This window comes from Luteimonas rhizosphaerae (assembly GCF_002849595.1).
GTDB classification, from domain to species: Bacteria; Pseudomonadota; Gammaproteobacteria; order Xanthomonadales; family Xanthomonadaceae; genus Luteimonas; species Luteimonas cellulosilyticus.
The window spans coordinates 131,421-143,034 of record NZ_NRQR01000002.1; the positions used below are offsets into that span (position 1 = coordinate 131,421).

The 11,614-nt window shown below is 71.3% G+C and carries 7 protein-coding genes; 3 read left to right on the forward strand and 4 right to left on the reverse strand.

Annotated elements, in window-relative coordinates; translation table 11 throughout:
• The first annotated feature begins 68 nt into the window (after window positions 1-68).
• Complete coding sequence (gene hrpA, locus CJ022_RS01045; protein WP_199171403.1) at window positions 69-4,025, forward strand: ATP-dependent RNA helicase HrpA; 3,957 nt, start codon at window positions 69-71, stop codon at window positions 4,023-4,025.
• Here hrpA and CJ022_RS01050 read toward each other — a convergent pair.
• Window positions 4,018-4,494 carry a hypothetical protein gene (locus CJ022_RS01050; protein ID WP_101924856.1) on the reverse strand — a complete coding sequence of 159 codons (477 nt, stop codon included), beginning with the start codon at window positions 4,492-4,494 and terminating at the stop codon, window positions 4,018-4,020. The genes hrpA and CJ022_RS01050 overlap by 8 nt on opposite strands.
• Window positions 4,495-4,582: 88 nt before the next feature.
• Complete coding sequence (locus CJ022_RS01055) at window positions 4,583-5,110, reverse strand: hypothetical protein (protein WP_101924857.1); 528 nt, start codon at window positions 5,108-5,110, stop codon at window positions 4,583-4,585.
• A gap of 60 nt (window positions 5,111-5,170) precedes the next feature.
• Here CJ022_RS01055 and CJ022_RS01060 point away from each other — a divergent pair, with 60 nt between their 5' ends.
• Window positions 5,171-7,333 (forward strand): RelA/SpoT family protein, encoded by a 2,163-nt coding sequence (locus CJ022_RS01060; protein WP_101924949.1) that lies wholly within the window; start codon window positions 5,171-5,173, stop codon window positions 7,331-7,333.
• 225 nt (window positions 7,334-7,558) lie between these two features.
• Entirely contained in the window at window positions 7,559-8,980 is a 1,422-nt protein-coding gene (locus CJ022_RS01065; protein ID WP_158238325.1) for a hypothetical protein, read from the forward strand.
• 16 nt (window positions 8,981-8,996) lie between these two features.
• On the opposite strand, the gene CJ022_RS01070 is transcribed toward CJ022_RS01065, so the two are convergent.
• Entirely contained in the window at window positions 8,997-10,295 is a 1,299-nt protein-coding gene (locus CJ022_RS01070; protein ID WP_101924859.1) for a glycosyltransferase, read from the reverse strand.
• A complete protein-coding gene (locus CJ022_RS01075; RefSeq protein WP_143703849.1) occupies window positions 10,295-11,593 on the reverse strand; it encodes a glycosyltransferase in 1,299 nt (432 codons plus the stop codon). Before CJ022_RS01075 ends, CJ022_RS01070 begins: the two co-directional genes overlap by 1 nt.
• Window positions 11,594-11,614 lie beyond the last annotated feature (21 nt).

The following is an 11,614-nucleotide window of genomic DNA, read 5'->3' on the forward strand; positions in this document are numbered from 1 at the left end:
ATTGCGGCCACAATAGGGCCGCACTCGTAGCGATGATGTGACTTGACGAAGGGTTTTCAAGCGTGACGGTGCATTCCAGCCACAACCGGGCGAACGCGGACCTGCAGCAGGCGCGGACCGCCGTCGATGCGGCGCGCACGCGCGACCGCGGACCGCTGCTGGGATTGTGGACCCGCTGGACGCGCGCGCCCGGCGATGCCGCGGCCCGGACCGCGTTCGAATCCCGCCTGCAGGCCTCCGTCGCGGCGCGCGAGGCACGCGCGGCGGCGCTGCCGCAGGCGGCCGTCGATCCGGTGCTGCCGATCGCGGGCAAGGCCGACGACATCGTCGCGCTGATCCGCGCGCACCAGGTCATCGTCGTCGCCGGCGAGACCGGCTCCGGCAAGACCACCCAGTTGCCGAAGCTGTGCCTGCAGGCCGGTCGTGGGGCCGCGGGCCTGATCGGCTGTACCCAGCCGCGCCGGATCGCCGCGCGTACGGTCGCCAGGCGCGTGGCCGAGGAACTGCAGGTGCCGATGGGCGGCGCGGTCGGTTACCAGGTGCGGTTCAACGACAACGTCAGCGACGCGACCGCGATCAAGTTCATGACCGACGGCATCCTGCTGGCGGAGATCGCCTCGGATCGCTGGCTGTCGGCCTACGACACGATCATCATCGACGAGGCGCACGAGCGCAGCCTCAACATCGATTTCCTGCTCGGCTATCTGAAACAACTGCTGCAGCGCCGGCCCGACCTCAAGGTCATCGTGACCTCCGCGACGATCGACACCGCCCGCTTCGCCGCGCACTTCGACGGCGCGCCGGTGGTCGATGTCGAGGGACGCGGCTATCCGGTCGAGGTGCGCTACCGGCCGCTGGAAGGCGAGGGCGAGAAGGCCGGCGAGCGCAGCGTCCTCGACGGCATCGTCGCGGTCTGCGACGAGATCGCGCGGGAGCGGCCGATGGGCGACACCCTGATCTTCCTCGCCGGCGAGCGTGAGATCCGCGACGCGCACCAGGCGCTGGAACGTCGCAAGTACCGCCACACCGAAGTGCTGCCGCTGTACGCGCGGCTGTCGGCGAAGGACCAGGACCGGGTGTTCAGTCCGGGCCCGCAGCGACGCATCGTGCTGGCGACGAACGTCGCCGAGACCTCGCTGACGGTGCCGCGGATCCACTACGTCGTCGATCCGGGCCTGGCGCGGGTCAAGCGCTACAGCCCGCGGCAGAAACTCGACCGCCTGCACATCGAGCCGATCAGCCAGGCCAGCGCCGACCAGCGCAAGGGCCGCTGCGGGCGCATCGCACCGGGCACGTGCTACCGCGTGTTCTCCGAAGCCGATTTCGTCGCGCGCCCGGCCTACACCGATCCGGAAATCCGTCGCGCCGCGCTGGCCGGCGTGATCCTGCGCATGCTGTCGCTGGGGCTGGGCGACATCGACGCGTTCCCGTTCGTCGAGCCGCCCGATCCGCGCGCGGTCGCGGATGGCTGGCAGCAGCTGACCGAACTCGGGGCGATCGATGCCGAGCGCAGGCTCACCGCGATCGGCCGCACCATGGCGCGGCTGCCGGTCGATGCCAAGCTGGCGCGGATGCTGGTCGCCGCCGAGCGCCAGGGCTGCCTGCGCGAGATGCTGGTGATCGCGTCGTTCCTCGGTCTCCAGGATCCGCGCGAGCGACCGTCCGACCAGCGCGCCGCGGCCGACACCGCGCATGCGCAGTTCGCCGATCCGAAATCGGAGTTCGTCGGCATCGTGAACCTGTGGGACGCCTACCGCGACGCCCACGAGGACATGACCCAGTCGCAGCTGCGCAAGTGGTGCGAGCGGCATTTCCTCGGCTTCCTGCGCATGCGCGAATGGCGCGAGCTCCACCGGCAGCTGAAGCTGCAGTGCGAGGCGCTCGGCTGGCAGCAGAACGCCCGCGAGGCCGACGTCGTCGAGCCGGGCGCGGTGCAGGCCGCGTACGTGCGCCTGCATCGCGCGCTGCTGGCCGGCCTGCCGACCCAGATCGGCCATCGCGGCGAGAGCAGTGGCGGCGGGCGCACGTCGACCCAGTTCGAGGGCCCGCGCGGGCGTCGTTTCCAGCTGTTCCCGGGCTCGCCGCTGGCGAAGAAGCCGCCGCCGTGGGTGCTGTCGGCGACGCTGCTCGATACCGAGAAGGTCTGGTCGATGACCAACGCGGCGATCGAACCCGACTGGGCGATCGCCGAACTCGGCCATCTGCTGGCGCGTCGGCATCACGATCCGCGCTGGTCGCGGTCGCAGGGCCGGGTGATCGGCAGCGAGCAGATCAGCCTGTTCGGCCTGGTGCTGGCGCCGAAGAAGCCGGTCGACTACGGCCGGCTGTATCCGGAGGAGGCGCGGGCGCTGTTCCTGCGCGACGGCCTCGTCTCCGGCGAGATCAACACCCGCGCCGGGTTCCTCGCGCGCAACCTGCGCACGCTGGCCCAGGCGCGCGAAGAGGAAGCCAAGCTGCGCCGCGCGGGCCTCGTCGTCGACGAGGACTGGATGGCGCAGTGGTACCAGCAGCGCCTGCCCGCCGATGTGTTGTCGGCGCAGGCGCTTGACGCGTGGTGGCGCAAGGCCCCGGAGGCGGCGAAGCGGGCGCTGGCGTGGAGCCGCGACGATCTGCTGGTCGTCGACGGCGCGGATGCGGATCGCTTTCCGGCGTTCATCGCGCTCGGCGACGCGCGTCTGGCAGTCAGCTACCGGTTCGAGCCCGGCGCGCCCGACGACGGCATGACGGTCTCGGTGCCGCTGCATCTGCTCAACGCGCTGGATGCCGAGCGGTTGTCGTGGCTGGCGCCGGGCTTCGTCGAGGACAAGGCGGCGGCCCTCATCCGCGGCCTGCCGAAAGCACTGCGGCGCAATTTCGTGCCGGCGCCGGACTTCGCCCGCGCGTTCGCCCAGGCCTATGCCCAGGGCGATGCCGATGCGTTCGCCGGCGTACTGGCGCGCTTCCTCAAGAAACTCACGGGCGTCGACATCGGCGGAACCGATTTCGACGAGACCGCGCTCGACGCGCACCTTCGCGCGAACCTGCGGCTGGTCGACACCGGCCGCGACCGCAAGGGCGGCACGGTGCTCGCGGAATCGCGCGACCTCGACGCGTTGCGCGCGCGCTTCGGCGAACGCGCGGCGCGCGCCTTCGCCGCGCACGCCGCCGACGGCATGATGCGGCGCGGCTTGACCGCGTTCCCCGATACGCCGATTCCGGTGTCGGTGCCCGGCGCCGGCGGCCTGCCGGCCTGGCCGGCCCTGCAGGACGATGGCGAGGACGCCTCGCTGGCGGTCCACGCCGACGCCGCGGAAGCGCGGCGCCTGCATCCGCAAGGCGTGCGGCGACTCCTGCGCATCGCGCTCGCCGAGCGCGTGCGCACTGCGCGCAGGCAACTGCCGGTGCAGTCCAAGACCGCGCTGCTGTATGCCGCGATCGAATCGGCGGCGCCGCGGCCGGGCAAGGATGGCGACCGCCTGCGCGAGGATCTGGTCGAAGGCGCGCTGACCGCGCTGCTGCAGGACGGGCTGGACACGATCCGCGATGCCGGGACCTTCGCCGCGCATGCCGAGCAGGTCGGCAAGGCGCTGTTCGGCGAGGCGATGGCGCGCCTGCAGCGCGCCGAGGCGATCCTGGGTCTGGTGGCGGACGTGCGCGCCAGCCTCGACTCGACGCTGATCGGCTGGGCGCGCGCCAATCTCGACGACATGAAGGGCCAGCTCGCGGGCCTGGTTCCGCCCGGCTTCCTGCGCGACGTGCCGGCCGACGCGCTGGCCGGCTATCCGCGTTATCTCAAGGCGCTGACCCTGCGCGCCGAGCGCGCGCTGCGCGATCCCCAGCGTGACCAGCAGCGCATGCTCGATGTCAAACCCTTCGCCGACGCGCTCGACGAAGCGGCTGCCCGTGGCCGCAGCGCCGAGCCCGACTGGCAGGCGCTGCGCTGGGACCTCGAAGAGCTACGGGTCTCGCTGTTCGCCCAGGAGCTGGGCGCCAAGACGGGCGTGTCGCCGAAGAAACTCGCCGCGCGGGTCGCGGCGCTTACTTGATGCGTTCGACGCGCGTGCGCAGGTTTTTGCCGTCCACGCGGAGCCACCATCCGCCCAACAGGCTCGGGCGGATCTCGACCGAGGGGTTATGGGTCACGCGCTGCGCCCCGGTGAGCCGTGCATCGTCAAGCTGTCTCCAGACCTGGCCGTTCGCGAGCGTGTACTGACGGCCCCTGGCGAAGCCCTGAAATGCACCGTCGATGGTGCTGTCGACGGCCCCGGCTTCCGGCTTCGCGGGCGCATCCGTTTGCAGACCCTCGCGATGCGCGCCGACGTGACGGACTTCGCTGGCGAGTTCCGCCGCAAACCAGGCATCGAGTTCGGCAAGTTCGGTCGCGTCCAGCTTGTCGAGCCCCGCTGCACGGAACTGGTCCGCCGTCATGCGCTCCTGTAACGCCTGGGCCTGTGCGAGCGCAGGACACCCGATGGCAAGCGCGCCGAAGAGGAATACGTAGAAGGGTGCGCGCATGGTCGTCGTTCCTGGCTCAGTAAGTAGGTGAGCAGTGTGTCCTGCAACCGACAGCATCTGGATGTTGGCAGGAAGTATGGCGCTCGAACTACTTGACGCGCTCGACCCGCGCTTCCGTGTTGTATCCCGCCGCCTTCATCCACCAGGCGTCCATCAGGCCGGGACGGATGCGCACCGCCACGTCGGTGCCGCGCGCGCCGCCGATGCTGGCGCCGTTGGTCTGACGCCAGACCTGGCCGTTCGCGAGGGTGTACTGACGTCCCTGACGGAAGCCTTCGAATGCGCCGGGAAGCATGCTCTCGATCGGTTCGCGGGACTGCTCGACAGCGATGCCGCGACGGGCTTCGGTCGCCTCGCGACGGCCTTCTTCGCGGGCCTCGGCCAGGCGCGTTTCCAGATCGGCTCCGTCTGCCGCGATCGCCGGACCCTGTCGGCCCGACGCACGTCGCGCCAGCCAGTCGTTGAGTCGCGCGAGCTCGGTCTCGCTCAGTTTGTCGAGGCCGGTCGCCTGGCGATCGGCCGGCGACATCTGGTCCTCGATCTGCACCTGCTGCGCGAAGGCGGGCGTCGCCAGCGTCAGCGCAGCGGCGATCAGGATGGTGTGGACTGCACGCATGCTCTGTTCCTCGGGTCGGGTCGGGGCTAGTGTAGACCGTCCATCCCTGTATCCATGCCGATGCCGACGGGTCCGGACAATCTGTGCGATCGCCTGCTGGCGCTGCCGACGACGGCCGCGCTCGGTGCGCCGTTGCGGGAGGCCTTGCGGGCGGCGGATGGCGCGACGGGCGGCGCCGCGCGCTGCGACGAGTCCGTCCTGTGGGACACCCTCGGCGCACTGGCCCTGCTGGGCGCGGATGGCGACGTGGTCGGCGCGGCGATCGTCGATGCGGTCCCGGCCTGGCGCGACCCCGTGCTGGCGCGGGCTCCGGCGCTGGCGCCGCTGCTCGATGGCCTGCGCGCGGCGGGCCAGGTGTGGACCCTGCACGCCGAACACACCGCGCATACGAATCCGGAAGGCCTGCGTCGGCTGTTGCTGGCGCTGATCCGCGACCTGCGCGTCGTGCTCATCCTGCTGGCGCGGCAGCTGGCCCTGATGCGCGCGGCTGCGCGCGACGCGGACGACGCCGCGCGTCGCGCCCTGGCCTCGCTGACCCGCGACATCCACGCGCCACTCGCGAACCGGCTGGGCATCTGGCAGCTGAAGTGGGAGCTCGAGGATCTGGCCTTCCGCTATCTGCAGCCCGCGACCTATCGCCAGATCGCCGGGCTGCTCGACGACAAGCGCGCCGGACGCGAGCGATACATCGCCCAGGTGCGGCGCACGCTCGGCGACGCGATGGCCGCGCAGGGCGTCGACGCCGAGGTGGCCGGCCGGCCGAAGCACATCTACAGCATCTGGAAGAAGATGCAGAAGAAGCAGGTGCCGATCGGCGAGCTCTACGACCTGCGCGCGGTGCGCGTGCTCGTCGACGACGTGCCGGCCTGCTACGCGGCGCTCGGCGTCGTGCATGCGTTGTGGACGCCGGTGCCGAGCGAGTTCGACGACTACATCGCGCGGCCCAAGCACAACGACTACCGCTCGCTGCACACGGCCGTCATCGGGCCGGAGGGCAAGACGCTGGAGGTCCAGATCCGCACGCGCGAGATGCACGAGGCGTCCGAGCTCGGCGTCGCGGCGCACTGGCGGTACAAGGAAACCGGCGGGTCGCAGCGCGCGTCGTCGTCCGGCGATGCGGCGCTGGAGCGGAAGATCGAGTGGATGCGGCGCCTGCTCGACGCCCACACCGACGGCGCACGCGACGGCGACGCCGGGCTGGCCGGCGCGCTGGGCACGGAGCTGGTCGAGGATCGGGTGTTCGTGCTGACGCCCAAGGGCGAGGTGATGGATCTGCCGCAGGGTGCGACGCCGCTGGACTTCGCGTACCACGTGCACACGATGGTCGGGCACCGCTGCCGCGGCGCGAAGGTCGACGGACGCATCGTGCCGCTCGACCACGTGCTGCACAGCGGCGACCGGGTCGAGATCCTCACCGCCAAGACGCCGGCGCCACGCCGCGACTGGCTGCTGGCGTCGAACGGCTTCCTGGCCAGTCCGCGCTCGCGCGAGAAGGTCCGCGTCTGGTTCCATCGTCTCGACCGCGAGCGCAACGTGCAGGCCGGGCGCGAGATGCTGGAGCGCGACCTGCGCCGGCTGGGCCTGCTGCAGGCCGACCTGGCACCGGTGCTCGCCCGCTTCAACGCGGTGACCGTCGACGAGCTGTACGTGCTGGTCGCGCTGGGCGATGTCGGCCCGAACCAGGTCGGTCGCGCGCTGCTCGAACTCGAACGCGCCGCCGATGCACCGGCTGCGGCACCGACGCTGCCGCTGCGCCGGCCGCGGCGCGCGCCCAAGGTCACCGATTCGGCGTTCCGGGTCGTCGGTGTCGACAATTTGCTGGTGCAGATCGCGCGGTGCTGCAAACCGGTGCCGGGCGAGCCCATTGCCGGGTATCTGACGCGGGCGCGCGGCGTCAGCGTGCATCGTCGCGACTGCGCGTCGTTCCTGCGCCTGTCGGCGACCCAGCCCCAGCGCGTGCTGCCGGTCGACTGGGGCCAGTCGGGCGGCGGCCAGGAATCGGACATCGTCATCGAGGCGGTCGACCGCAAGCACCTGCTCAAGGACCTCAGCAACCTGATCGCGCAGGAAGACGTGCACGTGCTGTCGATCCAGAGCGACCAGCCGCAGCTGTCGCGCGTGCAGCTGCGGCTGCGCCTGCGGATCGCCGATTACGGCCAGCTCGCGCGCCTGCTCGGCAAGCTCGACAGCCTGCCGGGCGTGGAGCGCGCGCAACGCGCCTGAGGACCGCGTGCTCCGCGGTGACGCGCACGTTCAGCGCGTTCTTCCATACTCGCCCCCGTGAACCGGGACGACCCTCCGACCAGCGCAGGCGAGCACACGCACGGCCCCGGCGGCCGCGCTGCGGCGCCCGTGCATGCGCCGATGGCGCGCCGTCGCGACCCGCGTGCGCCTCCCGGAACCGATCGTCCATCGCTGCACTGGCGCTGGTTCGCGCTGGCGGCGGCGGTGATCGTTGTCGCCCTGGTGCTCGTCGTACGCCTGTTCGTCGTCGACCGGATCTGGCCCGAAACCCGGACCCAGGAACTGCTGGGGCGGGGCGCCGTGGCCTTGTCGGCCGGACATCTCAGCGACGACGACGGCACCGGCGCGCGACAGTTCTACGAAGCGGCGCTGGCGCTCGATCCCGATGATGTCCGGCCGCAGGTCGGCCTCGCGCAGGTCGCCGATGCGGCCGTGGCGCAGGCGCGCGGGGCGGTCGATGCCGGCCGATTCGACGACGCGCACGCTGCGCTGCGGCTCGCCCGCGAGCTGCAGGCGCCGCGCCGGGACACCGACGCGGTCGCGGATGCCTTGCGCGCGCGCGAAGCCGGCGACGCGGAACTGCCGGTCATGCTGGCGCGCGCGCAACAGGCGCAAGCCGCAGGCAGGCTCGATGGTGACGAGGACGCGGCGCTGCCGCTGTACCGGCGGATCCTCGCGTTGCAGCCCGGCAACGGCGACGCGCTGCGGGGGCGCGAGGACGCGCTCGGCATGCTGCTCGACCAGGCGCGCGCCGGCCTGCGCGGCGGCGGCCTGCGCGAGGCGGCCGACCGGATCGCCATCGTCCGCGGCTACGATCCGGGCCATGTCGATCTGCCGGACACCGAGGCGCGGTTGACGGAGGAACTCGACGTCCTGCGCCGACGCGCCGACGCGCAGCTCGCGCGCGGCGAGGTGGCCGGTGCCGTCGCCGACTGGCGGGCGCTGCTCGCCTTCGACGCGGACGACGCCGGCGCGGCGCGCGGGCTCGACGATGCCGCTGCCTTCCAGGCGCGTCGCGCCGAGCGGCTGGCGCGCGATTTCGATTTCGCCGGCGCCGACGCCGCACTGGCCGAAGGCGAGGCGTTCGCCCCGGACAGCGATGCGGTGCGCCGCGCGCGCGACGCCGTCGCCCAATCGCGCGGCCGCTATGCGCAGCTGACGCCGCGGCTGCCTGCCGCCGAGCGACGCCGCCGCGTCACGGCGCTGCTGCAGCAGGCCGCTGACGCCGAGACCCGCGGCGATCTGCTGACGCCGCCCGGCGACAGCGCCTTCGACAAGCTCCGCGCCGCGCGACTGATCGCGCCCGACGATGCCGCGGTCACACGCGCGTCGGCGCGCCTGCTGCCGGCGGCGCGGCAATGCTTCGATACCGGGCTGCGCGCGAACAACCTGGCCCGCGCAGGCGCCTGCCTCGATGCACGCGCATTGCTCGGCGATGGCGATGCCGCCCTGCGTGAGGCGCGCCGCCGGCTGGCGCAGCGCTGGCTGGCGATCGGCGACGAGCGCCTCGGCGCCGACAATTTCGCCGGCGCCCGGGCCGCGCTGGAATCGGCGCGCGCACTCGACGGCAGCGTCAGCGGCCACGACGAGCTGGAGCGGCGCCTGCGCGCGGCGGGCGGCCCCTGACCGCAGCCATCGGCGCTCAGACGGGCGTGACGATGTTCCAGAGCGCCGAGTCCAGGCGTGCTGCGAGTTCGCGCCAGGACACGTGCTGGATCGGTTCGAGGGACAGATCGAGACCGTCGCCCAGCCGCGCGGCCTGCTTCGCATCGGCCAGGCGCGCCAGCAGGGTCGCGATCGCGTCGCTGTCGTTCGCGCAGTTGTAGCCGCGCCGCAGCGATTCGATCATCGTCGACGCGGGATCGCGGCCTGCGCCGAGATTGAGGATCGGGCGACGCGCGCCGAGATATTCGTTGACCTTGCCCGGGATCTGCGTGGCATCGTCGTTGGCGATGTTGACGAGCACGTCCGCCGAGCGCTGCAGGGCGAGGACGCTGGTGTGCGGCAGGAATCCCAGCAGGCGGATACGATCCGGATGGCGCGCCGCGGCTTCCAGCACTGCTTCAGGCACGGTGACCGAGGCGATGTTCAGGCGCAGCGCAGGGTGCGCGTGCAGCGCGGCGAGCAGCGCGTCCGGACGCCGGAACTGATAGAAGCTGCCGCTGTAGAACAGCTCCAGACGATGGGGCTCGAACAGCGCCGGCGCGTCGGGTTGCCGGTCGCGCCGGTCATCGAATCCCTGGGGCAGGACCAGCATCGGGCCATTGCGTGCATGGCGTCGCCGCAGCAGATCGAGCGTCGCATCCGTCGTGACGCTGATCAGATCCGCTTCCCGGCACATGGCGCGCTCGACGCGCTCGGAACGAGCCTGCCATTGCGACGGCGTGTAGCTCGCCAGCACCGGGTCGCCAAGATCGGCAATCCATCGATAGCCGGCTCGCTTGGCCATCAATGCGAGCTCGATGGTAATCGCAGGTTCGTGGGAACTGATCACCACGTCGGGACCCACAGCGGCAAGCGTTTTTCTCAGGCCAGGTACGGCCCAGGCGCGCCATTCTCCTCGTATGTCCGGAAAGTAGATGCGCTGGGCGGCGGCCTGGACGACTTCCGACAAACGTTGTTTGAGATTGCGCGGCGGACGAATAGGCGCAAAGAGACGTGGATCCACTTCGCTGCCGGCGTTCGGCGGGTTGCCAGCGCGCGTGCGCTGGCGTCGCTTGCGCAATGCCGACAGCATGCCGCGCACCGGACCCGGGAACGTCCTGTGCACGTGGATGGTGTCGGGTACCGCCGGCAGCCCGGGCGTTTCGCCGCCGAGGTCTGCGGTGAACACGTGGACTTCGTGGCCGAGCAGGGCGAGTTCCCGGCTCAGGTAGGTCCAGCGCAGAGACTGCGGCGAGGGGCTGGGTGGGAATTCGTAGGCGATCAGGAGGATGCGCATCAGGCACCAGGGAAGCCGAGCGAGGCCGCGAGGGCCGGACGGGCCGCATCGAGCGAGAAGTGGCGTCTGACATTGTCCTGGCCTGCGTGCGCCAGAGACCACCAGAGGGTGTCATCGTGGGACAGCCGGACGATGTGATCGACGAACGCGGCGTCCGTGTCGGCCAGCAGCGCGTCCTCGCCATCGACGAGGTGCATGCCTTCGGCCGCGCAGGATGTCAGGACGACCGGTAGCCCTGCCGCCATGCAGAGATTCACCTTGCCCTTGACGCCCGCGCCGAAGCGCAACGGCGCCAGTCCGATGCGGCATGTGTCGAGCAGCGGAGCGAGATCGGGGACATGCCCATGCGTGATCACGCCCGCATCGGGCAGCCCCGCCACCACGCGCTCGAGCCCGTCGCCGACGAGGTGCAGCCGGCAATCGGGCCTCTGCCGGCGCACCGCGGGGAACAATGTGGTCACGAGCCAGACGACGGCATCGACATTCGGCGGATGCGCAGCGCCTCCAACGAACAGCAAGCCCGAACGGGGCGGGAGCGGTGCGATCGTGCCGGCGACCTCGTGCAGGTTCGGAACGACGTGGACCGGAACCCCGACCCCTGCTTCCTGCAACAGGGCGACCTCGGCGGGACTGACCACCCAGGTCGCATCCGACCGGGAAATCGCCCGCAACTCGCGTCGGCGCGTGCCGCGTGCGAGGCGTGCGAGGCGGCGGTCTCGCCGGTGCGACGCCTCCCGTTCTTCCCGCACATGATGCAGGTCGACCGTGTCGAGGATCTTGATGGCCTGCGGCGCGAGTCGGCGCAGCAACGGAAACAGGGCTTCCGCGAGGTGATAGCGGCTGACGATGACGGCGTCGTAGCGCGCGCCGTTCCGGGCCAGCCAGGCCGGATACGATCCGACCGCGGCACCGAAATGCACGGTCACGCCGAGATTCACGAGGTCCCGGGTGTAGCGCGACGGGCCGCGGCGGTCATCCGGGAGGAAGTCGACCGCGTATCCGGTGTCGAGCAGCAGCGCCATCAGCTTCACCGCGCGCATCGAGCCCGAATCGTGATCGGGACGTGGCGTGCTGGCATCGATGAGCAGGACGTGCCCGCGGCTGGGATCGATCGGCCGCTCGGCCGGCGATGAGGCCATCGTCGTCGACTGCAGCACACCGACCTCGGGCGGCGCAGGCAGCGGCTTCTGTCGTAATCGCAGCCACATGCCGCGCCACCCACGCGTCGCGAGCGAGACACGCAGGCGGTGCAACCGGGCGGACAGCCGGCGGATCGCGAACACGGGAGAAAGCAGCAAGAGGAATCCACGAGGCTGAAT